We start from the raw sequence: 23676 nt of genomic DNA on the forward strand, positions 1-23676 counted from the left end.
TCGGGTCCGTGGATGGGCGGGAATGACATGGATTGACGCTTATGCGGTGAGATGGCGCGAAGGTCGCTGCCGACGCTAACCGCGCCGCCTCCAGGGGCACTCGACGCGGGCTACACCCCGCCGGGCCCGCCCGTCCGCACGGGCCGGAGCCGTTCGGCCGCCGTGCGCACGGCGGCGAGGTCGGCCTCGGGCGGGCCGGGCACCGGCGGCAGCAGAGGGACGGCCGCGGACCGGCCGGAGCGCACGGCAGGGTGCCGCCGGGCCAGTTGGGAGAGGCCCTGGCCGGGTCCCGCCTCGACCAGGACGAGGTCCCGGCCGTCGAGGAGGGCGTCCAGGGCGGGCCAGAAGAGGACCGGGTCGAGCGGCTGCCGGGACCAGAAGCCGGGCTCCTTGGCCTCGGCGGCGGTCAGATAGCGGGCGGTGTAGCCGGACATGACCGGGATGGCGGGCTCGCCGACCGGCAGGGTGGCGATCCGGTCCTCGGCGCCCTCCATGGCCGGGGCGAGCGCCGGGCTGTGGAAGGCGGTGGAGGCGGCCACCGGCCGCACCACGAAGCCCGCGGCCCGCAGTTCCCCGGTGGTGGCGCGCAGCGGTCCGGCGAGTCCGGCGAGGACGGTCTGGCGTACGGCGTTGACGGCCGCGACGACGACCCCGCCGCCGAGCAGCGGGGCCAGCTCCTCCGGGGAGGCGGCGACCGCGACCATGCCGCCGGGCGGGGCGTCCGCGAGCCGGGCGACCCGGTCGTGGACGAGCGCGGCGGCGTCCCGCAGGGTGAAGACCCCGGCGAGGACGGCGGCGGCCACCTCGCCGATGCTGTGGCCGAGCAGCGCGACGGGGCGGACGCCCCAGTCGAGGACCAGCCGGCCGAGGGCGTAGTCGACGGCGAAGAGCAGCGGCTGGGAGCGGGTGACGTGGTCGGCGACCGCGGGGTCGCGGTTGCCGAGCCAGTCCTCGCGCAGCCCGGTCGTCCGGCGGCCGAGCGGGCCGGGGGCGGCGAGCGCGGCGAGCGCCTCGTCCATGGCCTCGGTGAAGGCGGGTTCGGCGCCGTGGAGCCCGGCGGCCATGCGGACGTGCTGAGAGCCCTGGCCGGGCAGCAGCAGGGCGACGGGGCGGTCGTCCGGCGGTCCGGCGGGCTGCGCCGCGCGGTCGGTCATCGGTCCCTCCAGGTGGGACGGGCGAGGATCTCGACGACGGCGCACGACCAGCTGAACCCGGCGCCGACGCCGAAGAGGAGGCAGGTGTCGCCGGGCCGGAGGGTGCCTCCGGAGGCGAGGTGGTCGAGCCCGGCGAAGGGGTCGCCCGCGCCGAGGTGGCCGACGGTGCGGCTCCACGACCAGGTGGTGCGGTCGGGGTCGATGCCGAACTTGGCGAGGTAGGCGACGTGCAGCCTGCGGTGGCCGAGGTGGGGCAGGACGAAGCGGTCGATGTCGGCGAGCCCGAGCCCCGCCTCGGCGAGCGCCTGCTTGACCACCGTCTCCTGGCCCGCCGAGACCCGGGCGACGGCCGGCGAGGTGCCGTACCGGGCGAGGAAGTCCCGCTTGTGCGCCTCCAGGTCCACGACCGGCCGGTGGCCGAGCGGGGCGGCGGCGAAGGGGTCGTCGCCGCGGTGCATGCCCTCCAGGTCGGGGGCGGAGACGGTGGCGACGGAGCGGACCCGGGCGAAGCCGGAGTGCCGGGAGACGACCAGGGCGGTGCCCCCGTCGGCGTACACCGTGCCCGGGTCGCTGCGCCAGCGGTCGAAGCCCGGCGGGCAGAAGCGGTCGCCGGTGGTGAGCAGGGCGCCGGACCGGCTCGGGTCGGCGGCGAGGTAGGCCCAGGCGAGGTCGAGGGCGGCCATCCCGCCGTTGGAGACCTGGCCGATCTCCATCGCCGGGCAGTGGTTCCCGACCGACCGGTGCTGGACGTACGAGGCGGGCGCCCAGATGTCGAAGCCCTGGTGGTAGAAGCCGGCGTGCAGCACCAGGTCGATGTCGGCGGGCCCTGCCCCGGCCCGGGCGAGGGCGGTGCGCGCGGCCCGCGCGGCCATCTCGGGACCGGCGTCGCCCGCGGAGACGGTGACCGACTCCATCCGGGTGGCGCGGGCGACGGCCGGGTCGCAGCGCCCGTCGGCGACGGCGTCGGCGATCCGCTCGGCGGGCGGCAGCCAGGTGCCGGTGCCCTGGACGTACAGCTCTCCGGAGTTCACGCGGCGGCTCCGGCGGCGACGGTGCGGTCCGCGGAGCGCACCACGAGGGCGCTGTTGAAGCCGTGGTGGCCGCGCGCGAGGATCAGCGCGGCGGTGCCCGTGACCGGGCGCGGCCGGTCCGTGACCAGGTCGAGGCCGTACGCCTCGGGCACCCGGTCGACGCCGACGGTGGGCGGGGCGACTCCGTCGCGCAGCGCGAGCAGGGCGGTGACGACGTCGAGCGGCCCGGCGCCGGAGTAGAGGCGGCCGGTGGCCGACTTGGGCACGGTGACGGGCACGCCGCGCGGGCCGAAGACCTCGGTGAGCACGGCGGCCTCTGCGGCGTCCGCACCGGGCCGGCCGGCGCCGTCGGCGAGGACGAGGGCGATCTCCCCGGGGTCCGTACCGGCGTCGGCGAGGGCCTGTTCGACGGCGCGCCGCAGGGTCGGCGGGCGGCCGGAGCCGGGGCGCGGGTCGAAGGTGGAGCCAAAGCCGGCGATCTCGCCGTACGGGTCGCGGCCGCGGTCCCGCGCGTGCGCGGCGCTCTCCAGGACGAGCATCGCGCCGCCCTCGCCGGGGAGGTGCCCGGTGGCGCGCCCGTCGAAGGGGCGGTACGCGCCGGTGCTGAGCCGTCCTCCGGCGAGCTGGGCGGCCATCCCGTACGGGCAGAGCGAGGAGTCCGTGCCGCCGGCGAGCATCAGGCGGGTGCCGGAGCGGATCTGGCGGCGGGCGTGGGCGATCACGTCGAGGCCGCCGGCCTGTTCGCCGACGTGGACGCCGGTGGGGCCGCTGAGTCCGTGCCGGATGGAGATCTGGCCGGTGTTGACGGCGTAGAACCAGGCGAAGGACATGTAGGCGCTGACCTTCTTCGGCGACTCCCCCCACAGGTGCTGGAGTTCGCGCTGCCCGAAGCCGAAGCCGCCGGAGGCGCTGGCGGTGACGACGCCGCGCTCCAGCGGGGGGATGGCGTCGAGGTCGACGGCGGCGTCGGCGATGGCCCAGTCGGCGGCGGCGAGGGCGAACTGGGTCATGCGGTCGGTCTGCGGGACGAGTCGGCTGGGCAGGTGCTCGGCCGGCTCGAAGCCGGTGACCTCGCCGGCCTGCCGGGTGGGGTAGCGGTCGGGGTCGAAGGCGCGGATGCGGCGGATGCCGGACTCGCCGCGCAGGGTGGCCGCCCAGTAGCGGTCGAGTCCGAGGCCGGTGGGGGCGACGACGCCCATGCCGGTGACGACGACGCTCATGCGGCGCTCCCCTCGGGGAGGCGCAGGACCATGGCGCTCTGGAAGCCGCCGAAGCCGCTGCCGACCGTGAGGGCGGTGTCCATACGGGTCTCCCGGGCGTGCAACGGCACGTAGTCCAGGTCGAGTTCGGGGTCGGGGTCGTGGAGGTTGGCGGTGGGCGGGATGACGCCGTGGGTGAGGGCGAGGGCGGTGGCGGCGATCTCGATGGAGCCGATGGCGCCCAGCGAGTGCCCGATCATCGACTTGATGGAGCTGACCGGGACGCGGGCGGCGTGGCTGCCGAGGGCGCGCTTGAGGGCGGCGGTCTCGTGCACGTCGTTCTGCCGGGTGGCGGTGCCGTGGGCGTTGACGTACCCGAGGGCCTCGGCGGGGAGCCGGGCCTCGGCGAGCGCGTCGGTGACGGCGGCGGCCAGTTCCCGTCCGTCGGGGCGGAGTCCGGTCATGTGGAAGGCGTTGCCGTGGGAGGCGTAGCCGGCGATCTCGGCGTAGACGCGGGCGCCTCGGCGGCGGGCGGCGGTCAGCTCCTCCAGGACGAGGACGGCGGCGCCCTCGCCGAGGACGAAGCCGTTGCGGGACCGGTCGAAGGGGCGGAGCGCGGTCGCCGGATCGTCGTTGCGGGGCGAAGTGGCGCGGATGGCGTCGAAGCAGGCGACGGTGATCGGGGAGATCGGCGCGTCGGTCGCTCCGGTGATCATCACATCGGCGGCGCCCTCGCGGATGAGGGCGGCGGCGTGCCCGACCGAGTCGAGGCCGGAGGTGCAGCCGGCCGACACGACGGTGCAGGGGCCCTCGGCGCCCGCGGCCCAGGCGAGTTCGGCCGCCATCGAGCTCGGCACGAACTGGTCGTAGAGGCGGCTGCCCGCGGCGGTGTGGTCGACCAGCCACTCCTGGCCGCCGCCGCTGAGCGCGAGGTACTCCCGCTCCAGCATCTGGGTGCAGCCGACGGCGCTGCCGAGGCTGACGCCGGTGCGGTGGGCCTGGTCGGGGTCGGTGGCGAGACCGCTGTCGGCGACCGCCTCCCGCAGCGCGGCGAGGGCGAACAGGGCGGCGCGGTCGAGCTGTTCGACGGACTCGCCGACGAGACCGTGCTCGACCGGGTCGAAGTCGCACTCGGCCGCGATCCGGGACCGGAAGGGCGCCGGGTCGAAGAGGCTGATGGTCCGGGTGGCGGTCCGGCCGGCGGTGACGGTGTCCCAGAACTGCTTGGTCCCGATGCCGCCGGGGGCGATCACGCCGATGCCGGTGATGACGACCCGCCGCGTCATCGGGTCTCCGCCGTGACGCTGCGCCGCTCGACGTAGAGGTTCGAGCTGCTGGTGCTGATCGCCCGCAGGGCCTGGGCGTGCGGGGCGAACCCGGCGTCGGTGACGGCGGCGCGGAAGGCGGCCGGGTCGGCCCAGCGGGCGATGTTGACGTACCGGTCGGGCTCGTCCACGTGACGGACGAGGGTGTAGCCGAGGAAGCCGGGCCGCTCCTCCAGGAACCGGGCGGTGCGGGCGAAGACCTCCTCGAACTCCTCGGGGGTGGTGCGGAGGGTGAAGCTGTTGACGAACGTGGCCGGGCCGCTCGTGGTGGGGCCGGGCTGCTCAGCTGACATGGCAGCGCTCTCCTCATCGTCCGGGAGTCCGGCGGCGACTGTGCCGGGGACGGAGCTGCCACCCTCCGCGACGCGGCTCGCGGAGCCCTAGCGGAGACCTAGAAGACGGCTGGATGCCGCCCTTGCGTCAGCGCCCGGTACGGCCCGCGGGGAGGGCGGTCCCGAGGTCGCGGCGCCACGCCTGGTGCAGCCCCGCCGTGGCGGCCATGCTGTCCCAGCCCGCCAGGTCGTCGGAGCGGTAGTGGACGACGTCCGCGCCCGCGCGGCGGGGCAGCGCCCGCCCGGCGACGATCTCGCCGAGGGCCAGGCACCCCGGCCCCCCGGCCGCGGGGGCGGAGCCGGTCCGGTCGGCCGGGGCCAGGCGGACGGTGCGGACGGCCGGGCGGGCGGCCCGCGGCGGACGCGCCGGACGGGCCGGGCGGGTGGTGTCGGTCTGGTCGATGAGGAGCGCGCCGGCGGTGAGCCAGTCGGCGCGGACCGGCGGATGCCCGCCCGTGGCGACGACGACGTCCGCGTACCGCGCCCCGGCGTGTGGGTCGTCGGTGGCGAGGACCGTGAGCCCGGTGTGCCGCCCGGCGGCGACCGCGAAGTCCCGGGCCCCGGCCCGGTCGCGGCCGACGACGCGCACGACGGCGAGCGAGGGCAGGGCGCGGCGCAGCACGAGCAGACAGGCCCACGCCTGCTCCCCGGCGCCGAAGAGGCCGAGGGCGCGCGGGCCGGGGGGCGCGAGGTAGCGGGCGGCGAGGCCCGAGGGCACGGCGGCGCGCCAGTCGTCGAGGGCCCCGGCGTCGGCGAGGCCGAGGAGCGAGCCGTCGTCGGCGAGGACGAGTTCGACGCGCCCGCCGGCGGAGGTCGCGGGCGCGGGCGGCGAGGGGTCGATCCGGACGGTGGAGCAGCGGCCGAGCGGGCCGGGGGAGCCGGGCCGGACGGTGAGCCGCAGGCGGCCGCCGGGCACGTCGACCCGGGTGTCGGGGCCGGGCGCGCGGCGGGCCCCGAGGAGCAGCCGCTGGACGTCGGCGAAGCGTTCCTCCAGGAAGCTCTCGTCGTCGAAGACCTCGTCCACGTCCTGCGGGCTCAGCATGATCGGCACGGTGATGTCCTCCTGGGTCCGGCACCGAGGGTGCACAAACTTGAGTACCACCTGGCGCCCGGTCACTCCACCGGCGGGGTCGCCCCCGGCACCTCAGGAGGCCGGATTCTCCCCGTACATCACGTACGCGCCCGCCTCCAGACGGTCGATCAGACCCTGCGCCCACGCCGCCTGGCTCGCGGCGCTGTGCTCCCAGAGCCCCAGCAGCTCCCGCACATGCGCCCGGTCCGGCTGCTCGCTCGCCGTCTCGTCCACCCGGTCGGCCACCCCGCCCTGCTCCGCAGAGAGCGACGCGATCCGCTCTCTCAGCAGGGCGACCGCCTCCTCGCGGCGCAGCGAGGGCAGCAGCACGATCGCCGCCCCCAGCATGTCCGGGCGGTTGTTCCCCTGCCGCAGCGCGTCACGCAGCAGCCGGAGGAACTCCTCCTCGCCCGCCGGCGCGATCTCGTAGTCCACCCGGCCCGGCCAGTCGGCGATGTCCGTGAAGGTCAGCAGCCCTTCCTTGGCCAGCTGGCGCAACGCGTGGTAGATCGAGCCGAACTTGATGTGGGCCCACTCGTCCGCGCCCCAGGAGAGCAGCTCGGAACGGACCAGATAGCCGTGTGCCTTGCCGTGCATCCGCACGACCCCGAGGACCAGCAATCGTGTGGCTGACATGGTCTCCCTGCTGCATGTCCGACGTGATTCCGGCGCGGGACCGGAACCGGCACTCCGCTCGTGGCCGGAGCTCGCCGACCGGATTCCACGGTAGTACATGACCTGCTGTTCTCCGGGCGCCAGGTAGGGACCGGAACGCTTCGCGGGCCCCCGGTCGAGCGCCCCTGCAACGACTCTCGACCGCCGCACGAGGCAGCGGCCCGAGGGTGGTGCGGACGTTGGACACAGACAGGTCATCGCCGGAACATTCGCCGGAACAGGGGTAGGGATGCGGGTACTCTTCACCACCTTCGCCGCCAAGTCGCACATGCACGCGCAGGTGTCGCTGGCCTGGGCCCTGCGGGCCGCGGGACACGACGTCCGGATCGCGAGCCATCCCGATCTCGCCGAGGAGATCACCAAGACCGGGCTGACCGCCGTCGGCGTCGGCGAGGAGCTCCACCTCGACGAGCAGATGCAGGAGACCCAGGAGAACATCGGGCAGGACGTCGACCAGCTGGAGAGCCAGTCGGAGGTCGGCCTCGACATGAGCGAGACCCGCCCCGAACGCCTCACCTGGGACCACACGCTGGGCGTCTTCACCGCCATGACCTCCGTGGTCTTCCAGAACTGCTGCTCCGACCGGATGGTCGACGAACTGGTCGAGCACTGCCGCTCCTGGAAGCCCGACCTCGTCCTCTGGGACACCATGACCTTCGCGGGCGCCGTCGCCGCCATCGCCACCGGCACCGCCCACGGCCGCGTCCTCTTCGGCCTCGACCTGGCCGGCAACATGCGCCAGACCTTCCTGGAGCAGCTCGCCTCCCGGCCCCCGGAGCTGCGCGACGACCCGATCCGCGAATGGCTCACCTGGAGCCTGGAGCGGCACGGCGCCGCCTTCGAGGAGGCCGCCGTCACCGGCGACTTCACCGTCTGCCCCATGCCCCAGTCGATGCGCTTCCCCGTCGACCTCGACTACGTGCCCATGCGGTACGTGCCCTACAACGGCCAGTCCACGGTGCCCCAGTGGCTCCAGGAGCCCCCGACGCGCGGCCGCCGCGTCTGCCTCACCCTCGGCGTCGCCCACCGCGAGGTCCTCGGCTCCGACCGCGCCTCCATCGGCGACCTCCTGGAGGCCGTCGCCGGACTCGACGACGTCGAGGTCGTCGCCACCCTCAACGAGAACCAGCTCAAGGACCTCGACACGATCCCGGACAACGTCCGGGCCGTCGACTTCGTGCCGCTCGACGCCCTCCTGCCGAGCTGCGACGCGGTCATCCACCACGGCGGCGCCGGCAGCTTCGGCACCGCGATGATCCACGGCGTCCCGCAGCTCATCGTCGTCGACGGCGTCTGGGACACCATCAACAAGGCCCGCCACCTCGACGCCCACGGCACCGGCCTCTACGTGCCCGGCAAGCTCAGCGCCAAGGGCCTGCGCGAACTGCTCGTCCGGCTCCTGGAGGAGCCGCAGTTCAAGCGCAACGCCATGGCGCTCCGGCGCGAGGCGCTCGCCGCCCCGGCACCCGCGCAGGTCGTTCCCACGCTGGAGCGCCTCGCCGTCGAGCACCGCCGCCGGTGACCGACCGGGCCGCGCACCCCGCGGCGACCCCGCAGCCCCCGACGTATCCGACCACCTCCCGGACGGTGAACCGAACGATGCAGGTACGAAGTCTCCAGGTCGAGGGGGCGTACGAGTTCACCCCCCGCCGTTTCGCCGACCAGCGCGGCCTCTTCGTCTCCCCCTTCCAGCAGGAGGCGTTCGCCGAGGCCCTGGGCCGGCCCGGCTTCCCGGTCGCCCAGACCAACCACAGCGTCTCCCGCCGCGGCACCATCCGCGGCATCCACTTCACGGTCACCCCGCCCGGCACCGCCAAGTACGTGTACTGCGCGAGCGGCCGGGCCGTCGACATCGTCGTCGACCTGCGGGTCGGCTCGCCCACCTTCGGCCGGTGGGACGCCGTCGAGATGGACCAGCGCCACTTCCGCGCCTCGTACTTCCCCGTCGGCGTCGGCCACGCCTTCGTCGCGCTGGAGGACGACACCGTGATGTCGTACATGCTCACCAGCGCCTACGTCGCCGAGCACGAACTCGCCCTCGACATCTTCGACGAGGACCTCGGCATCACCCTCCCCACCGGCCTCGACGTCGTGCAGTCGGACCGCGACCGGGAGGCCCTCTCCTTCGCCGAGGCCCGCGACAAGGGCATCCTCCCCGACTACGCCACCTCCCGGGCGGTCGAGGAACGGCTCTGGTCCGCCGCCTCCGGCGGCCCGCGCTGAGCGCGCCCATGGACACCGAACCCGAGGACGGGCCCGCCCGCACGGTCGCCGTGCTCGGTGCCACCGGATCCGTCGGGCGCACCGTCTGCGCCGAACTCCTCCGGACCGGACACCGGGTGCTCGCCGTCGCCCGCCGCCCCGCCCCGCACACCCGCGCCCACGCCTTCGTCCCCCTCGACCTCGCCACCGCCGAGCCCGCCCGGCTCGCCGCACTCCTCGACGAGCACCGGGCGACGGCCGTCGTCAACGCCACCGGCGGCTGGGGCACCACCGCCGAACAGATGCGAAGCGCCCACGTCGACCTGCCGGAACGGCTCGCCGCCGGCTGCGCCGCGACCGGCCGGCTGCTGCGCGTCGTCCAGGTCGGCTCGATCCACGAGTACGGCCCCGTCGAGGACGGCGTCCTCATCGCCGAGGACCACGTCCCCGGCCCGCTGACCCCGTACGGCGCCACGAAACGCGCCGGCTCCGAGCACCTGCTCGCCGAGTCGCGCGCCGGCCGGATCGACGCGCTCGTCCTGCGGGCCGTCAACGTCTGCGGGCCGCACACCACCACCGCGAGCTTCCTCGGCGTCGTCGCCGAGCGGCTGCGCGCCCTCGCCCCCGGCGGGACGCTCACCCTCGACGTGGCCGAGGCCCGCCGCGACTTCGTCGACGTACGGGACCTCGCCCGGGCCGCGGTCGCCGCGGTGGCCACCCCCGGCCGGAGCCGGGTGGTCAACATCGGGCGGGGGGAGGCGGTGCCCATGACCGACCTCGTCGACGTCCTCGTCAAGGTCTCGGGCGTCGACCCCGCCGCCGTACGGCTCCGCCCGGCGGCCGTCGCCAGCAAGGGCGGCAGCTGGACCTGCGCCGACATCGGGCTCGCCGCCGGCCTCCTCGGCTGGCGGCCGCTGATCCCCCTCGACGCGTCGCTGCGCGCGATGTGGGACGCCGCCGGGGACGCCGCCGGGGACGACGAGCCGCCGGGAGGCACCGGATGAACCCGACGCACGCGCGCGTGGAGACCGTACGGACCCGCCCGAGGAGGCCCCGATGAACGCCCCCCTTCCCGCCCCGCGCACCGGAGCGGGGGCGTCCCGGGCGTCCCGGGCGGACGCCGCGCGGCGGATCGACGCCTCCGCCCGGCTGCGCGGCACCGGTCCGCTCGGCGACCTGGCGGACTTCCCCGACTGGTTCGCCGGCCATGCCCGGAGGGCGTACACCCGGATCGAGCGGGTCGGGCTCGACGAGCTGGACGGCTGGGTCACCGACCCGGCCACCGGCGACCTCGGGCACCACACCGGCCGCTTCTTCACCGTGCACGGACTGGCGGTGGAGCACCCGGGCGCGGCCGTGCCCCAGTGGACCCAGCCGATCATCCTCCAGCCCGAGATCGGCATCCTCGGCCTGCTGGTCAGCCGGATCGACGGGGTGCTGCACGCCCTCGTGCAGGCCAAGGTGGAACCCGGCAACGCCAACGGGCTCCAGGTCTCCCCGACCGTGCAGGCCACCCGCAGCAACTACACGCGCGTGCACCAGGGACTGGCCGTGCCGTACGTGGAGCACTTCCTCGACGCGCACCGGCGGCCGGGCGTGCTCGCCGACGTGCGCCAGTCGGAACAGGGCTCGTGGTTCTACCGCAAGCGCAACCGCAACATGGTCGTCGAGCTGCCGGAGCCGGTCGAGGCCAGGGACGGCTTCCGCTGGCTGACGATCGGCCAGATCCACGAGCTGCTCGGGCGCGAGGACACCGTCAACATGGACGCCAGGACCGTCCTGTCCTGTCTGCCGTTCACCGGCCCCGAGGCGGACGACGACTCCGACCCCGACCCCGACCCCTTCCGGCGGGCGCTCCGGCGCTCCGGCGACCCCGCCGGGGACAGCCTCCACACCATGGAGGAGCTCCTCGGCTGGATCACCGACCGGCGGGCCGGCCACGACCTGGCGGTCCGCCGGATCCCGCTGGACCGGCTCACCGGCTGGACCCGCGACAAGGACCGGATACGCCACGACGACGGCGCCTTCTTCGACGTCATCGGGGTCCGGGTGGAGGCCGGCGGGCGCGAGGTGCGGCAGTGGAACCAGCCGATGATCGAGCCGGTCGGCCGGGGCGTCATCGCGTTCCTGGTCCGGCGGATCGACGGCGTGCTGCACGTCCTCGTCCACGCGCGCGTGGAGCCCGGCTTCACGGACGTGGTGGAGCTGGGGCCGACCGTGCAGTGCGTGCCGGAGAGCTATACGGGCCTTCCGGACGGCGCCCTGCCGCGGTTCCTCGACGCCGTGCTGGACGCGGCCCCCGGAGCGGTGCGCTACGACACGGTCCTGTCGGAGGAGGGCGGCCGCTTCCACCGGGCGCTCAACCGCTACCTGGTCGTCGAGGCCCCGGACGACCTGGACACCGTCTCGCCCGCCCACCGGTGGGTGACCCTGCACCAGCTGTCGGACCTGCTGCGGCACAGCCACTACGTCAACGTGCAGGCCCGCAGCCTGATCGCCTGCCTGCACAGCCTCTACCACGCCGGCTGAGCCCGGCGGCCGCACGCGCGCGTGTCCCGGTGGGCGGGGAGCCCACCGGGACACGCGCGCGTACACGGGTCTGCTGGGGAGACCGGAGGGGCGCCGGCTCAGAGGCCGGCGACCACCTCGCGGATCGCCCCGACGACCTTCTCCTGGGTGTGCGGCGGCAGCGACGGGTACATCGGGAGCGAGAAGATCTCCTTCGCCAGCCGCTCGGTCACCGGCAGGCTGCCCTCCTCGTAGCCGAGGTGGGCGAAGCCGGTCATGCGGTGCACGGGCCACGGGTAGCTGATGTTCAGCTCGATGTCGTAGTCCTTGAGCCGCTCGATGATCCGGTCCCGCTCGGGGTGGCGGACCACGTGGACATAGTGGACGTGGTCATTTCCCACCGCGTTCGAGGGGAGGACCAGACCGGTGCCGGCCAGCCCCTCCTCGTAGCGGCGCGCCACGGCGCGGCGGCCCTCGACGTAGGCGTCGAGGCGCCGGAGCTTGCGGCGGAGGATCTCCGCCTGGACCTCGTCGAGACGGCTGTTGTGTCCTGGGGTGCCGACAACGTAGTACCGCTCCTCCATGCCGTAGTAGCGCAGCCGGCGCAGGGCCGCCGCCACGTCCGCGTCGCGGGTCAGGACGGCGCCGCCGTCGCCGTACGCTCCCAGCACCTTCGTCGGGTAGAAGGAGAAGGCGGCGGCGTCGCCCATGGTGCCCGCGAGCCGGCCGTGGTGCCGGGCGCCGTGCGCCTGGGCGCAGTCCTCCAGGACCTTCAGTCCGTGCCGGGCGGCGAGTTCGGTGACCGGCGCCATGTCGACGCACTGCCCGTAGAGGTGGACCGGGACGATCGCCGAGGTCCGCTCGGTGATCACCCCGGCGAGCTGGTCGGTGCGCATGAGGTAGTCCTCCTCGCGCACGTCCACGAAGACCGGCGTGGCGCCGACCGCGTCGATGGCGAGCACGGTCGGCGCCGCCGTGTTGGCGACCGTGACGACCTCGTCGCCGGGCTTCACGCCGAGCGCCTGGAGACCGAGGACGAGGGCGTTGGTGCCGTTGTCCACGCCCACGCAGTGCTCCACGCCGTGGTGCGCCGCGAACTCCCGCTCGAAGCCGTCGACGGAGGCGCCGAGGACGAGCCGCCCGGACTGGAAGACGGTGTCGACCGCGTCGAGGATCTCCTCGCGCTCCGCCGCGTACTCCCGCAGGTAGTCCCAGACGTACGTGGTCATCGCCCGCCCTCCTTGACGCCGACGAACAGGCCGCGGCCGGTCGGGTCGCCCGGCCGGTACTCGACGGAGCAGCCGGCGTCGCGGAAGGCCGACTCGTACTCCTCGCGCGTGAACAGGGTCAGGACGTCGATCTCGGTGAACGTGCGGATCCCGTCGGGCTCGCCGACGAGGAACCGCACCTCCATCCGGGTCGCCCGGCCCTGGAGCGTGGAGTGCGAGATCCGCGCCACCGTCCGGTCGCCCTCGCGCGCCAGGTCACCGGCGACGAAGCCCTCGGAGAACTGCTCGGGGAACCACCAGGGTTCGACGACCAGCACACCGCCCGGCTCCAGATGACGGCCCATCGACGCGACCGCCGCCCGCATCTCCTCGACGCTGCCGAGATAGCCGATCGCGCAGAACATGCAGGTCACGACCGAGTACGTGCGCCCCAGGTCGAAGGAGCGCATGTCCCCCTCGTGGATGGTCAGTCCGGGCCTGCGGCGCAGCGCGAGGTCCCGCATCGGGGCGGCGATCTCCAGCCCCTCCGCGGTCGTGAAGAGCTCGCTGAAGGGGCCCAGGTGGGCGGCGGTGCCGCAGGCCACGTCGAGCAGCGAGTCGGCGTCCGGGGCGTGGCCGCGGGCCAGCTTCGCGACGGCCTCGGCCTCGTCGGCCCAGTCCTTGCCGCGGCTGCGGTACACCATCTCGTAGACCTCGGCGAGGTCCGTGCTGTACATGCGATTCTCCTCGGGTCGACTGCGGTGCACGGCGCCGGTCGGCAGGCCGCTGGAGCGGGGGTGCGGGAGGGTGCGGGAGGCGGCGGGGGTTCCCAAGGGGAGCCCCGGGCCGGTCAGGGGGCGTCGTCGACGAGCGCGACGGCGCGGGCCCAGCCGGCGCCCGCGCCGGCCACCTTCACCGGGAAGCAGGAGATCCGGAAGCCGGTCGGGGCGGGCAGCCGGTCGAGCCCGGCCAGCCGCTCGACCTGGCAGTACTCCCGGTGCCGGCCGGCGACGTGGGCGGGCCACAGCACGGCCTTGTCACCGGTGCGCCGGTACGTGTCGATGATGGTGCCGAACGGCGCGTCCAGGCTGAACGCGTCGGTGCCGACCACCTTCACGCCCGCGTCGAGCAGGAAGGCGATCGCGCCCGCGTCGAGCCCCACGAAGTCGGTGAAGTACCGCTCCGTGCCCGCCCAGGCGTCCGCGCCGGTGTGCAGCAGCACGATGTCGCCCTCGGCGAGGTCGTGTCCGATCCGGTCGAGCTCCTTGCGCAGGTCCGCCGCGTCGACGACACCGGCCTCGCGGCCCCGCACGTCGAGGACGACCCCGGGGCCGAGGAACCACTCCAGCGGCATCGCGTCGATGTGCCGGGGCACGCCGGTGCCGTACGTGGTCCGGGAGCCGTAGTGCGAGGGCGCGTCGACGTGGGTGCCGGTGTGGGTGGTCAGGCTCAGACGGTCCAGCGACAGGAATTCGCCGTCCGGCAGGTCGTCCGGGTCGAACTCCAGGCCGAAGTGGGCCCGCATCTCGTCGCGCATGTGCAGCGCGCCCTCGCGCGGGGTCATCACCTCGTGGACCACGGGGTCCGGTTCGAACGAGCCGGCGTCCACCGGCGAGGACAGGTCAATGATGCGCACGGTCACCTCCTCAGCGACGGCGCCCAGCCTCGCGGCCCCCGCTCAAGAGGCATTGGAAGACCGCTCGACACGACCGGCCGGAGCGGAGGCGTCGAGCCGGACTCGACGCCGCCGGGCCGGCCGTCGGCCAGACTCGGCCCCCGACGACGACCGACGAGAACCCTGACCGGGAGGCACCGTGACCACCACACCCCGCCCACACACTGACGGCTCCGCGGACATCGACACCGTCGCGATCGAACGCTTCTACGCCGGGCACATGCAGCTCCTCGACGGCGGCGCCGCCGCGGCCTGGGCGCGTACCTTCACCGACGACGCGACCTTCGCCTCCCCGTCCATGACCGAGCCGGTGCGCGGCCGGGACGGCATCGAGGCGGGCGCCCGCGCGGCGGTGGCGGGCCGGGCCGCCGCGGGCGAGGTCCACCGGCACTGGGTGACGATGACGGAGGTCAGGCCGGCCGCCGAGGGAGCCGGCGACGGGATCGACGCCGTGTCGTACGTGGAGATCCTCGCGACCCCGCGCGGCGGGGCACCGCGCATCGAGCTGTCCTGCGTGATGCGGGACCGGCTGGTGCGCCGGGACGGGGCGTTGCTCGTCGCGGAGCGCGTCATCACCCGCGACGACCGGCCACGCGGCTGAGGATCGACCCCGTCTCGAGCCCGGGTCCGTACGGTCGCCGCCATGACGACACGGGCAGTGATCATCACGGGTGGTGGGACGGGGATCGGCCGCGCGGCGGCCCTCCGGTTCGCGGAGCGCGGCGACCGGGTCCTCGTGGTGGGCCGTACCGAGGCCACGCTGGAGGAGACCGCCGCCGGGCACGAGAACATCCGGTCCCTGGTGGCGGACGTGACCGGCCCCGGCGCCGGCGAGCGGGTGGTCGAGGCGGCGCTGCGCGCCTTCGGCCGCCTGGACGTCCTCGTGAACAACGCGGCGACCGGTTCCTTCGCCCCTCTGGCGAAGCTCGACCGGACGGCCGTGGAGCGGCAGTTCACCACGGACCTGGTGGCACCCGCGTTCCTCGCGCAGGCCGCGCTGGACGCGCTGGAGGAGACGCGCGGCACCATCGTCAACGTCAGCACCGCCGCCTCGCTGACCACCCAGGGCTTCCCCGACAACGCGGTCTACATGGCGGCGAAGGCGGGCCTGAACCAGTTCACGCGCGCGTGGGCGGTGGAACTGGCGCCGCGCGGCATCCGCGTGGTGTCGGTGGCGCCGGGCGTCACGGACACCGGCATCGGGCAGCGCATCGGCATGTCCGACGCCCAGTACCAGGGCTTCCTCGACCAGATCGCGCAGCGCATCCCGGCGGGACGGGTGGCGACGCCCGAGGAGGTGGCGTGGTGGATCACCACGCTCGCCGAGCCGGGCGGCTCGTACATGACGGGCGCGATCGTCCCCGTCGACGGCGGCCTCACGCTCACCTGACCGGGCCGCTCGGCGGGCGGTGCCGGGAGGAAGCGGTCGACGGGGTGACGCCCACGGCGCGGCACGGCCGCAGGGGCGGGGGACCGTGCCTAGGGTCGGGTCGCACGTACGACCCGTTCATCCCCTTCATCCCCTTCCATCCCCTTCGTCCCGTAGAGGAGTGACCCGTGGCCACCCGCCTCAACCCCTACATCAGCTTCACCGGCTCGGCGCAGCAGGCCCTCGACTTCTACCAGCAGGTCTTCGGCGGCGAGCTCGCCGTCAACACGTACGCCCAGTTCGGGGAGGCGCCTCCCGGCTTCGCCGACAAGGTCATGCACGGCATGCTGGAGACCCCCGCCGGCTTCACGCTGATGGCGGCGGACACCCCGCCCGGCATGGACCACACCCCCGGCACCACCATCAGCATCAGCCTCAGCGGCGACGACGAGACCGAACTCCGCGGCTACTGGACCGCGCTCTCCGAGCGCGGCACGGTCTCCGTCCCGCTGGAGAGGCAGATGTGGGGCGACGTCTTCGGTATGTGCACCGACGAGTTCGGCATCGTCTGGATGGTCAACATCTCCGCCCAGCCCTCCTGACCCGCCCCGACCCCCTGACCACCGGAAACACGTGCGAGAAGCACCCCGGACACCTGGTAGATTGATGTTCGTCGCCGCGAGGGAACGAGCGGGCGGCCAACACCTTGTCCGGGTGGCGGAATGGCAGACGCGCTAGCTTGAGGTGCTAGTGCCCTTTATCGGGCGTGGGGGTTCAAGTCCCCCCTCGGACACGATCGACGACGAGCCGTGCGGGCCGGTGGAAACCGGAGCGCACGGCTCGTCGCCGTATGCCCGGAACCGATCAGGAGGAGGGCGGGCGGACGCCCGTGACCTGCGCGATCCAGGCCAGATGAGACGTGATCCTGGTGTTCACCGCCGGGGTGTCCGTGGCGCAGCCCCGGCCGTAGGAGACCAGCGCGGCCAGGACGGGCCGGCCCTCGGGGGTGCGGTGGACCAGCGGGCCGCCGGAGTCGTAGACGCAGGTGTCGCGGCCGGGCGTCCAGGTGCAGAGCTGGGCCGGGGTGAGGCCGTCGACGCCGCGCCGGGCGCAGGCGCTGTTGGGCAGGGTGTCGAGGGTGACCGTGCGCAGCACGGGGGAGGGGTCCTCACCGAAAGCGGTCGCGCCCCAGCCGACGGCTTCCAGTCGGCTGGGGGTGAACGATGCGTCAGGCGCGGGAAGCGGCACGGGACGGACGCCCGCGTCCGGGCGGACCGGGCTCGTCAGGACGATCACCGCGAGGTCGTCGTGCTGGGTGCGGCGGTCGTAGCCGGGATGGAGCAGGAAACGGGCGGGGCGGGCCACGCGCGCGTGCCGGGACTCCGTCGCCGTCCGCAGGTCGTGCTCGCCCAGGAGCACCGCGACCCGGCCGGTGTCGGCGTACGAGCCGGTCAGGCAGTGCGCCGCCGTCAGCACATGCCGGGGGCCGATCAGGACGCCGCCACAGAACTGCCGCCGCCGCTCGGTGTCGACCAGCGCCGCCACGTAGGGGTACGCCCGCGGCCCCGCCTCCCGGCCCCCGACGATCGCCGCCGCCTCGCGCGGCGAGGCCGCCGCCGCAGCCAGGACCACCCCCAGGACCGCCGCCGCCAGTGCTCCAGCCCGTCCCAAGGTGCCCTCCGCGCCCGTCCGACCCACCGTCTCCCTGGCCTCAACGAGCCGCCCCGGGCCAGGTCACCGGTCCGCCTCGGCCCGCCAGCCGGGTACGTACGCGGCTGCCGCCTCCTCCCAGGCCGGGACGCCGCCGGGGAAGGGCCAGGCGCGGCTTCGGGCCGGGGTGTCGGCGACCGAGGCCGGCTCGCGCGCTGGCCCGCCCCGGGCCAGGTCACCGGTCCGCGTCGGCCCGCCAGCCGGGTACGTACGCGGCTGCCGCCTCCTCCCAGGCCGGGACACCGCCCGGGAAGGGCCAGGCGCGGCTGGGGGCAGGGATGTCGGTGACCGCGGCCAGCTCGCGTGCTAGCCGGCCGGCCGCGGCGGATGCCTGGACCACCCGCAGGGGGCCGTCCTCCAGCGCCGCCATCCGCTCCTCGTACGCCCTCACCGGGCGCTCCGCGTACAGCGCCAGGGCCCTCGCGTCGCCCGCCCGGGACAGGATCAGCACCTCGGGCCGGCCGGCCTCCGCGAGTGCCGCCGTCAGTCGGTCGTGCCCGTCCAGGACGACGGGGACGTTCAGGCCGCTGATCCACCAGGCGAACACCGGCGGCAGCACGCCCTCGCGGTACTGCCGGCGGTACGCCTTCACCCGGGGCGCGTCCGGCCGGGACAGGGCCCGCAGCGGCAGCAGATCGCGGGCGTCGCCGACCGGGTCCCCGTACCCGAACCAGGTGAGGTGTCCCCGGTCCCGGTCGTGCGGCAGCAGATGCTCCCAGTGTCCGTCGACGAACCAGCCGGTGGCGTCCGGCGCCAGCCGCCACGCGCCCGCGTGCAGCGGTCCGGCCTCCGCCCCGCGCAGCTCCGCCTCCGCGTGCGCCGCCCACCGCTCCGTCCACGCCGCGCCGCCGGGCGCGCCGAACTCGGCGTATCCACGGGCCTGTCCGGCCCGCAGCGGCGCCAGCGGCGACACGTACCGGCCGGTGCGCGCGTAATGCAGCCCCCGGTGGGTCACCCGCTGCCGGGCGAAGAGCACCGGCACGGGCCCCCGCCCGGCCGCCTCCTGGACCAGCACCAGCCGCCGCCCGTCGGCGCACTCCATCCGCAGCCCGGGTATCACCGGGGAATCCACCCGCATGCCCCGACCCTACGGAGCCGCACGGGCGTCACGGCACCCGCGCGGTCCACTCCTCGGTGGCGAACTTCGTCCGTACCAGCTCCTCCGCCCGGACCAGTTCCTCCTCGGTGACCTCTCCGGTGGTCAGCCCGTAGCGGTCGCGGAAGGAGGCGATCATGTTCTCGATCACCTGCTCCCGGGCGAGGCCGGTCTGCCGGCGGAGCGGGTCGACGCGCTTCTTGGCGCTCTTCGTCCCCTTGTCGGACATCTTCTCCCGGCCGATGCGCAGGACTTCCAGCATCTTGTCGGCGTCGATGTCGTACGACATGGTCACGTGGTGCAGGACGGCCCCGGGCCCGCCGTCCGGGCCGACCACCCTCTTCTGCGCCGCCCCCGCGATCTTCCCGGCCTCGGTGGCGATGTCGTTGAGCGGCTGGTACCACGCCTTGATCCCCATGTCGCCGAGCGCGCCCAGGACCCAGTCGTCGAGATAGGCGTAACTGTCGGCGAAGGAGAGCCCCGACACCAGGGACTCCGGCACGGACAGGGAGTACGTGATCGTGCTCATCGGCTCCACGAACATGGCCCCGCCACCGGAGATCCGGCGCACCACGGTCATCCCGTGCCGGGCCGCCCCGCCGGGGTCCACCTCGTTCCGCAGCGACTGGAAGCTGCCGATGACCACGGCGGGCGAGGCCCACTCCCAGACGCGCAGCGTGGGCGCCCGCCGCCCGGCGGCGACCTCGGCGGTGATCACCTCGTCCAGCGCCATGTGCAGGGCGGGCGGCTGCGGCCCCGCGTGCACCAGCTGCCAGTCGTAGTCGCTCCACTCGGTCGCGTGGGCGAGGGCCCGCCGCACGGCGATGCCGACCCCCTCCGCGGTCAGCCCGAACATCACGGTCGACTCCGGCAGCGCCGCGCTGATCCGGGCCGCGAGCCCCGTCGCGTCCGTGGAGGAAGGCGCCCCCTCCAAGGCGCCGTTGATCGCGAGGATCGCCTCGTCCGGCTCCAGAAAGAAGTCCCCGGCGACCCGCACATCGCGGAGCACCCCGTCCCCGACCTCCAGATCGACGACGACCAGCTTCCCACCGGGCGCCTTGTACTCACCGTGCACCGCTTCATCCCCTTCCGCCATGGACCCGTACAGACCTGCACATACCGCGCATCGCACTCTAGGCCACGCCCCGGAGGCGCCGGTGAGCGCCGAGGCCCCGTACCGGTTGTCGGAGGGGCGTGCTTAGCTGGACGCATGATCGAATCCTTCCTGGAGCACGTCCTCGACGGCGGTACGACCGAGGTGGAGGAGGCGGTCGGCAAGGCGGCCGCGGCGGAGATCATGCCGCGCTTCCGGCAGCTCGCCGAGCACGAGATCGTGGAGAAGAAGGGGCCGTACGACCTGGTGACGGTCGCCGACCGGGCCGCCGAGGAGCACCTGACGGCGGCGCTCACCGCTCTGCTGCCGGGCTCGGTCGTGGTCGGCGAGGAGGCCGTCCACGGCGACCCGGGGCTGTACGGGGCGCTGCGGGGCGACGCGCCGGTCTGGATCGTCGACCCGGTGGACGGCACCCGGCAGTTCGTCCACGGCGACCCGGGCTTCTGCACCCTCGTCGCCCTCGCCCGGCACGGCGAGCTCCTCGCCTCCTGGACCTACGCGCCCGCCCTGGGCGAGTTCGCCGTCGCCGTGAAGGGCCGCGGCGCGACGCTGAACGGGCAGCCGATCCGGTCCGGCTCGCCCGCCCCCGGCGCGGTCCTGGAGGTCGCCACCTCGCACCCCGACTACACCACGCCCGACCAGAAGCGGGCGCTGCTCGGCCTGGTCACCGAGGGCGTCCGGCCCCGGCCGTGCGGCTCGGCCGGACTGGAGTACCTGGCCGTCGCCCGCGGCACGCTCGACGCGACCGCCTTCAGCTGGGAGCTCGCCTGGGACCACGCGGCCGGGCTGCTGCTCGTCGCGGAGGCGGGCGGCGCGCAGACCACCGTCGCCGGCGAACCCTTCCGGATCACCGGGGACAACACGCTGCCGTTCACCGCCGCCCGGGACGCGGCCACCGCCGAGCGCATCCGCGCCCTGCTCGCCGCCGGCCCGGCCGGGGACTGACCCGTGGACACCGGCCGGAGGAGCCACCCGGGCCTGACGCGGGGTCACCAGCCGCCGCCGGAAGCGGAGGCGGCCCCTCCCGAGGCGGGGCTCCGCCGCCGGGGGACCCGGGCCTATCCTGGCCCTGCCGAACCGCCGGCCGACGTGAGGAGTCCGAGGTGATGTCACTGCTCGACGCCGTCGTCGTGGGGGCGGGGCCCAACGGACTGACCGCCGCCGTGGAGCTGGCCCGGCGCGGCCACTCCGTGGCCGTCTTCGAGGCGAAGGAGACCGTCGGCGGCGGAGCCCGTACCGAGGAGCTCACCCTCCCCGGCTTCCGCCACGACCCCTGCTCCGCCGTCCACCCGCTGGGCGCCGGATCGCCCGTCTTCCGCACCATGCCGCTCGACCGGTACGGCCTGGAGTGGCTCCACCCCGAGCTGCCCATGGCCCACCCCTGGGACGACGGCACCGCCGCCGTCCTCTCCCGCTCCGTCGCCGAGACCGCCGCCTCCCTCGGCCCGCGCGACGCCGGCACCTACCGCCGGCTCGTCACCCCCTTCCTCGACAAGTGGGACACCCTCTCCCGGGACTTCATGCAGCTGCCGCTGACCGCGCTGCCCCGCGACCCGGTGACCCTCGCCCGCTTCGGCCTCACCGGACTCCAGCCCTCCACCTGGCTGCTGCGCCGCTTCCGCGACGAGAAGGCCCGCGGCCTGTTCGCCGGCATGGTCGGGCACGTCATCGCCCCCCTCGACGGCTTCGCCACCTCCGCCGTCGGCCTCGTCTTCGCGCTCGCCGCGCACGCCGTCGGCTGGCCCATCCCCCGGGGCGGCTCCCAGGCGATCCCCGACGCCCTCACCGCGTACCTCACCGACCTCGGCGGCACCGTCCACACCGGCTACGAGGTGAAACGCCTCGACGACCTGCCGCCCGCCCGCACCTACCTCTTCGACACCTCGCCGACCGCCCTCGCCCGCATCACCGGCTTCGGCGCCCACCACTACGCCCACTACGAGTACGGGGCCTCCGCCTTCAAACTCGACTACGCGCTCGACGGCCCCGTGCCCTGGACCGCCGAGGCCGCCCGCCGCGCCGGCACCGTCCAGGTCGGCCCCAGCGCCCGCGAGATCGACACCGCGCTGCGCCAGGCGTCTTCCGGCACCGCCCCCGACACGCCGTTCCTCATCACCTCCCAGCCCACCCTCACCGACCCCGGCCGCGCCCCCGAGGGCAAGCACGTCTTCTGGGCGTACGGGCACGTGCCCAACGGCTGGCGCGGCGACCTCACCGACGCCGTCGAGCGCCAGATCGAGCGCTTCGCCCCCGGCTTCCGCGACCGGATCCTCGCCCGCGCCACCGCCGGACCGCCCGAACTCGCCGCGCGCAACGCCAACTACATCGGCGGCGACATCGCCTGCGGCGCCGCCCGCGGCCTCCAGCTCGTCCTGCGCCCCACCCTCTCCCCGTGGCCGTACCACACCCCCCACCCCGCGGTCTTCCTCTGCTCCTCCGCCACCCCGCCCGGCCCCGGCGTCCACGGCATGTCCGGGCACAACGCCGCCAAAGCCGTCTGGCGCCACCTCAGGAACCTGGACGGCCGAGGAACCTAGACTCCCCCCATGGCCAAGTACATCGACGTGCACCCCGAGAACCCCCAGCCGCGCATCATCGACGGCGTGGCCGACTCGATCCGCAAGGGCGGGCTCATCGCCTACCCCACCGACTCCTGCTACGCGCTGGGCAGCCGGATCGGCAACCACGACGGACTCACCCGCATCCGGGAGATCCGCCGCCTCGACGACCGGCACCACTTCACCCTCATGTGCGCCGACTTCGCCCAGCTCGGCCAGCTCGTGCACATCGACAACCGGGTCTTCCGCGCCGTCAAGTCCGCCGTCCCCGGCGCGTACACCTTCATCCTGCCCGGCACCAAGGAGGTGCCCCGCCAGCTCCTCCACCCCAAGAAGAAGACCGTCGGCGTCCGCATCCCCGACCACGTCGTCACCCAGGCGCTCCTCGCCTCACTCGGCGAACCCCTGCTCTCCAGCACCCTCCTGCTGCCCGACGAGGAGGAGCCGCTGACCCAGGGCTGGGAGATCAAGGAGCGGCTCGACCACCAGGTCGACGCCGTGCTCGACTCCGGCGACTGCGGCACCGTCCCCACCACCGTCGTCGACTTCTCCAGCGGCGACCCCGAGGTCATCCGCGTCGGCGCCGGGGACCCCACCCGCTTCGAGTGACGTCCACCCCGACCACCGGAGGCCCTCGCGTGATCGTCATCGCCCACGTCAGCGACATCCACATCGACGCGGGGGAGCGCGCCACCGCGCGCACCCGCGCCGTCCTGCGCCACTTGGAGGAGCTGCCGTACGACCTCGCGGCCGTCCTCGTCTCCGGCGACATCGCCGACCACGGCGCCCCCGCCGAGTACGACCGCGCCCGCGAACTCCTCACCGGACGCCACCCGCTGGTCGTCTGCCCCGGCAACCACGACGACCGCGCCGCCTTCCGCGCCGGCCTCGGGCCGCTGCTCCACGAGGACGGCGACCCGGCGCCCACCGCCCCCGTCGACCAGGTGCTGCGCGGCGAGGGCTTCGCCCTCGCCGTCTGCGACTCCTCGATCCCCGGCAAGCACGACGGGTACCTGGAGGACGAGACCCTGGAGTGGCTGGACCGGGTCCTCACCGACACCCCGGCGCGCACCCCCGTCCTCGTCGCCTTCCACCACCCGCCGGTGCCGCTCCACACCCCGTACGTGGACGAGATCCGGCAGTTCGGCGAGGAGCGGCTCGCCGCGCTCGCCGCCCGCCACCCCCACCTCACGGCCTTCCTCGCGGGCCACGCCCACACCGCCGCCGCCACCACCTTCGCCGGGCGCCCCCTGCTCGTCGCCCCCGGCACGGTCAACGCGATCCGGCTGCCCTGGGAGCACCCGTCCCCCGGCAGCCCGTACGTCCACCGGGACGCCCCGCCCGGAATCGCCTTCCACGTCCTCGGCGACGACGGCCGCCTCACCACCCACTACCGGACGGTCCCCCTCGCGGACTGAACGTGCATGTCGTTTTTCTGCCAGCCTGGC

General features: G+C 74.5%; 24 protein-coding genes and 1 tRNA gene. 12 read left to right on the forward strand and 13 right to left on the reverse strand.

Translation table 11 applies throughout. The features are described from left to right. Window positions 1-110 precede the first annotated feature (110 nt). The 7 genes from ACFXMG_RS29945 to ACFXMG_RS29975 all read right to left on the reverse strand — a co-directional run bounded on the left by ACFXMG_RS29945 (window position 111) and on the right by ACFXMG_RS29975 (window position 6749). Window positions 111-1154, reverse strand: coding sequence for an acyltransferase domain-containing protein (locus ACFXMG_RS29945; protein WP_383829268.1), 1044 nt, complete (start codon window positions 1152-1154; stop codon window positions 111-113). After that, complete coding sequence (locus tag ACFXMG_RS29950; protein WP_383829265.1) at window positions 1151-2185, reverse strand: ketoacyl-ACP synthase III family protein; 1035 nt, start codon at window positions 2183-2185, stop codon at window positions 1151-1153. The genes ACFXMG_RS29945 and ACFXMG_RS29950 overlap by 4 nt, the downstream gene beginning before the upstream one ends. Then, window positions 2182-3405 carry a ketosynthase chain-length factor gene (locus ACFXMG_RS29955; RefSeq protein ID WP_383829262.1) on the reverse strand — a complete coding sequence of 408 codons (1224 nt, stop codon included), beginning with the start codon at window positions 3403-3405 and terminating at the stop codon, window positions 2182-2184. Before ACFXMG_RS29955 ends, ACFXMG_RS29950 begins: the two co-directional genes overlap by 4 nt. Then, the gene (locus tag ACFXMG_RS29960; RefSeq protein WP_383829259.1) at window positions 3402-4670 is read right to left on the reverse strand and encodes a beta-ketoacyl-[acyl-carrier-protein] synthase family protein; all 1269 of its coding nucleotides are present in this window, start codon (window positions 4668-4670) and stop codon (window positions 3402-3404) included. The genes ACFXMG_RS29955 and ACFXMG_RS29960 overlap by 4 nt, the downstream gene beginning before the upstream one ends. After that, window positions 4667-5002: an antibiotic biosynthesis monooxygenase family protein gene (locus tag ACFXMG_RS29965; RefSeq protein WP_383829256.1), complete on the reverse strand. Its 336-nt coding sequence runs from the start codon at window positions 5000-5002 to the stop codon at window positions 4667-4669. The genes ACFXMG_RS29960 and ACFXMG_RS29965 overlap by 4 nt, the downstream gene beginning before the upstream one ends. A gap of 127 nt (window positions 5003-5129) precedes the next feature. Continuing rightward, window positions 5130-6083: a hypothetical protein gene (locus ACFXMG_RS29970; RefSeq protein ID WP_383829305.1), complete on the reverse strand. Its 954-nt coding sequence runs from the start codon at window positions 6081-6083 to the stop codon at window positions 5130-5132. A 102-nt stretch (window positions 6084-6185) separates the two neighbouring features. Next, on the reverse strand, window positions 6186-6749 hold the full coding sequence (locus tag ACFXMG_RS29975) for a PadR family transcriptional regulator (protein WP_383829253.1): 564 nt from the start codon (window positions 6747-6749) through the stop codon (window positions 6186-6188). A gap of 268 nt (window positions 6750-7017) precedes the next feature. Here ACFXMG_RS29975 and ACFXMG_RS29980 point away from each other — a divergent pair, with 268 nt between their 5' ends. The 4 genes from ACFXMG_RS29980 to ACFXMG_RS29995 all read left to right on the forward strand — a co-directional run bounded on the left by ACFXMG_RS29980 (window position 7018) and on the right by ACFXMG_RS29995 (window position 11519). Further along, window positions 7018-8310 (forward strand): activator-dependent family glycosyltransferase, encoded by a 1293-nt coding sequence (locus tag ACFXMG_RS29980; RefSeq protein WP_383829250.1) that lies wholly within the window; start codon window positions 7018-7020, stop codon window positions 8308-8310. Window positions 8311-8387: 77 nt separating this feature from the next. Beyond that, window positions 8388-9011: a dTDP-4-dehydrorhamnose 3,5-epimerase family protein gene (locus ACFXMG_RS29985; protein WP_383829246.1), complete on the forward strand. Its 624-nt coding sequence runs from the start codon at window positions 8388-8390 to the stop codon at window positions 9009-9011. Window positions 9012-9019: 8 nt separating this feature from the next. Beyond that, window positions 9020-9994 carry an NAD-dependent epimerase/dehydratase family protein gene (locus tag ACFXMG_RS29990; protein ID WP_383829243.1) on the forward strand — a complete coding sequence of 325 codons (975 nt, stop codon included), beginning with the start codon at window positions 9020-9022 and terminating at the stop codon, window positions 9992-9994. Between the two features lie 52 nt (window positions 9995-10046). Beyond that, on the forward strand, window positions 10047-11519 hold the full coding sequence (locus ACFXMG_RS29995) for an NDP-hexose 2,3-dehydratase family protein (RefSeq protein ID WP_383829241.1): 1473 nt from the start codon (window positions 10047-10049) through the stop codon (window positions 11517-11519). A 98-nt stretch (window positions 11520-11617) separates the two neighbouring features. Here the strand turns inward: ACFXMG_RS29995 and ACFXMG_RS30000 are convergent, their stop codons facing one another. The 3 genes from ACFXMG_RS30000 to ACFXMG_RS30010 all read right to left on the reverse strand — a co-directional run bounded on the left by ACFXMG_RS30000 (window position 11618) and on the right by ACFXMG_RS30010 (window position 14342). Next, a complete protein-coding gene (locus ACFXMG_RS30000; protein WP_383828206.1) occupies window positions 11618-12727 on the reverse strand; it encodes a DegT/DnrJ/EryC1/StrS family aminotransferase in 1110 nt (369 codons plus the stop codon). Then, a complete protein-coding gene (locus ACFXMG_RS30005; RefSeq protein WP_383828204.1) occupies window positions 12724-13443 on the reverse strand; it encodes a class I SAM-dependent methyltransferase in 720 nt (239 codons plus the stop codon). Before ACFXMG_RS30005 ends, ACFXMG_RS30000 begins: the two co-directional genes overlap by 4 nt. 113 nt (window positions 13444-13556) lie before the next feature. Further along, window positions 13557-14342: a cyclase family protein gene (locus tag ACFXMG_RS30010; protein WP_383828202.1), complete on the reverse strand. Its 786-nt coding sequence runs from the start codon at window positions 14340-14342 to the stop codon at window positions 13557-13559. 178 nt (window positions 14343-14520) lie between these two features. Between ACFXMG_RS30010 and ACFXMG_RS30015 the strand changes: the two genes are divergently transcribed. The 4 genes from ACFXMG_RS30015 to ACFXMG_RS30030 all read left to right on the forward strand — a co-directional run bounded on the left by ACFXMG_RS30015 (window position 14521) and on the right by ACFXMG_RS30030 (window position 16543). Continuing rightward, window positions 14521-14982, forward strand: coding sequence for a nuclear transport factor 2 family protein (locus tag ACFXMG_RS30015; RefSeq protein ID WP_383828200.1), 462 nt, complete (start codon window positions 14521-14523; stop codon window positions 14980-14982). Between the two features lie 57 nt (window positions 14983-15039). Continuing rightward, the gene (locus tag ACFXMG_RS30020; protein ID WP_383828212.1) at window positions 15040-15771 is read left to right on the forward strand and encodes an SDR family NAD(P)-dependent oxidoreductase; all 732 of its coding nucleotides are present in this window, start codon (window positions 15040-15042) and stop codon (window positions 15769-15771) included. Window positions 15772-15938: 167 nt separating this feature from the next. Beyond that, window positions 15939-16352, forward strand: coding sequence for a VOC family protein (locus tag ACFXMG_RS30025; RefSeq protein WP_383828198.1), 414 nt, complete (start codon window positions 15939-15941; stop codon window positions 16350-16352). Window positions 16353-16458: 106 nt separating this feature from the next. Further along, window positions 16459-16543 (forward strand) — tRNA-Leu (locus tag ACFXMG_RS30030). 71 nt (window positions 16544-16614) lie between these two features. On the opposite strand, the gene ACFXMG_RS30035 is transcribed toward ACFXMG_RS30030, so the two are convergent. The 3 genes from ACFXMG_RS30035 to ACFXMG_RS30045 all read right to left on the reverse strand — a co-directional run bounded on the left by ACFXMG_RS30035 (window position 16615) and on the right by ACFXMG_RS30045 (window position 19631). Then, window positions 16615-17421, reverse strand: coding sequence for a serine protease (locus ACFXMG_RS30035; RefSeq protein ID WP_383828196.1), 807 nt, complete (start codon window positions 17419-17421; stop codon window positions 16615-16617). Window positions 17422-17635: 214 nt separating this feature from the next. Beyond that, a complete protein-coding gene (locus ACFXMG_RS30040; RefSeq protein ID WP_383828194.1) occupies window positions 17636-18538 on the reverse strand; it encodes a hypothetical protein in 903 nt (300 codons plus the stop codon). Between the two features lie 28 nt (window positions 18539-18566). Continuing rightward, window positions 18567-19631: a biotin/lipoate A/B protein ligase family protein gene (locus ACFXMG_RS30045; RefSeq protein ID WP_383828192.1), complete on the reverse strand. Its 1065-nt coding sequence runs from the start codon at window positions 19629-19631 to the stop codon at window positions 18567-18569. Between the two features lie 135 nt (window positions 19632-19766). Between ACFXMG_RS30045 and ACFXMG_RS30050 the strand changes: the two genes are divergently transcribed. The 4 genes from ACFXMG_RS30050 (at window position 19767) to ACFXMG_RS30065 (ending at window position 23646) form a co-directional block, all read left to right on the forward strand. Then, window positions 19767-20615: an inositol monophosphatase family protein gene (locus tag ACFXMG_RS30050; RefSeq protein WP_383828190.1), complete on the forward strand. Its 849-nt coding sequence runs from the start codon at window positions 19767-19769 to the stop codon at window positions 20613-20615. Between the two features lie 158 nt (window positions 20616-20773). After that, the gene (locus tag ACFXMG_RS30055) at window positions 20774-22207 is read left to right on the forward strand and encodes a phytoene desaturase family protein (RefSeq protein ID WP_383828188.1); all 1434 of its coding nucleotides are present in this window, start codon (window positions 20774-20776) and stop codon (window positions 22205-22207) included. Window positions 22208-22216: 9 nt separating this feature from the next. Further along, complete coding sequence (locus ACFXMG_RS30060) at window positions 22217-22837, forward strand: L-threonylcarbamoyladenylate synthase (RefSeq protein WP_383828186.1); 621 nt, start codon at window positions 22217-22219, stop codon at window positions 22835-22837. Window positions 22838-22866: 29 nt separating this feature from the next. After that, window positions 22867-23646, forward strand: a complete 780-nt coding sequence (locus ACFXMG_RS30065; protein WP_383828185.1) for a metallophosphoesterase — start codon at window positions 22867-22869, stop codon at window positions 23644-23646. The last annotated feature ends 30 nt before the right edge of the window (window positions 23647-23676 follow it).

This window comes from Streptomyces sp. NPDC059201, from assembly GCF_042754585.1.
GTDB lineage: Bacteria > Actinomycetota > Actinomycetes > Streptomycetales > Streptomycetaceae > Streptomyces.

What these genes read in the sequence shown, in the direction of transcription:
- ACFXMG_RS29945 (WP_383829268.1), bottom strand. Translation starts at nt 1,154, where the DNA reads ATGACCGACCGCGCGGCGCAGCCCGCCGGACCGCCGGACGACCGCCCC.
- ACFXMG_RS29955 (WP_383829262.1), bottom strand. Translation starts at nt 3,405, where the DNA reads ATGAGCGTCGTCGTCACCGGCATGGGCGTCGTCGCCCCCACCGGCCTC.
- ACFXMG_RS29960 (WP_383829259.1), bottom strand. Translation starts at nt 4,670, where the DNA reads ATGACGCGGCGGGTCGTCATCACCGGCATCGGCGTGATCGCCCCCGGC.
- ACFXMG_RS29965 (WP_383829256.1), bottom strand. Translation starts at nt 5,002, where the DNA reads ATGTCAGCTGAGCAGCCCGGCCCCACCACGAGCGGCCCGGCCACGTTC.
- ACFXMG_RS29970 (WP_383829305.1), bottom strand. Translation starts at nt 6,083, where the DNA reads ATGCTGAGCCCGCAGGACGTGGACGAGGTCTTCGACGACGAGAGCTTC.
- ACFXMG_RS29975 (WP_383829253.1), bottom strand. Translation starts at nt 6,749, where the DNA reads ATGTCAGCCACACGATTGCTGGTCCTCGGGGTCGTGCGGATGCACGGC.
- ACFXMG_RS29980 (WP_383829250.1), top strand. Translation starts at nt 7,018, where the DNA reads ATGCGGGTACTCTTCACCACCTTCGCCGCCAAGTCGCACATGCACGCG.
- ACFXMG_RS29985 (WP_383829246.1), top strand. Translation starts at nt 8,388, where the DNA reads ATGCAGGTACGAAGTCTCCAGGTCGAGGGGGCGTACGAGTTCACCCCC.
- ACFXMG_RS29990 (WP_383829243.1), top strand. Translation starts at nt 9,020, where the DNA reads ATGGACACCGAACCCGAGGACGGGCCCGCCCGCACGGTCGCCGTGCTC.
- ACFXMG_RS29995 (WP_383829241.1), top strand. Translation starts at nt 10,047, where the DNA reads ATGAACGCCCCCCTTCCCGCCCCGCGCACCGGAGCGGGGGCGTCCCGG.
- ACFXMG_RS30000 (WP_383828206.1), bottom strand. Translation starts at nt 12,727, where the DNA reads ATGACCACGTACGTCTGGGACTACCTGCGGGAGTACGCGGCGGAGCGC.
- ACFXMG_RS30005 (WP_383828204.1), bottom strand. Translation starts at nt 13,443, where the DNA reads ATGTACAGCACGGACCTCGCCGAGGTCTACGAGATGGTGTACCGCAGC.
- ACFXMG_RS30040 (WP_383828194.1), bottom strand. Translation starts at nt 18,538, where the DNA reads ATGCGGGTGGATTCCCCGGTGATACCCGGGCTGCGGATGGAGTGCGCC.
- ACFXMG_RS30050 (WP_383828190.1), top strand. Translation starts at nt 19,767, where the DNA reads ATGATCGAATCCTTCCTGGAGCACGTCCTCGACGGCGGTACGACCGAG.
- ACFXMG_RS30060 (WP_383828186.1), top strand. Translation starts at nt 22,217, where the DNA reads ATGGCCAAGTACATCGACGTGCACCCCGAGAACCCCCAGCCGCGCATC.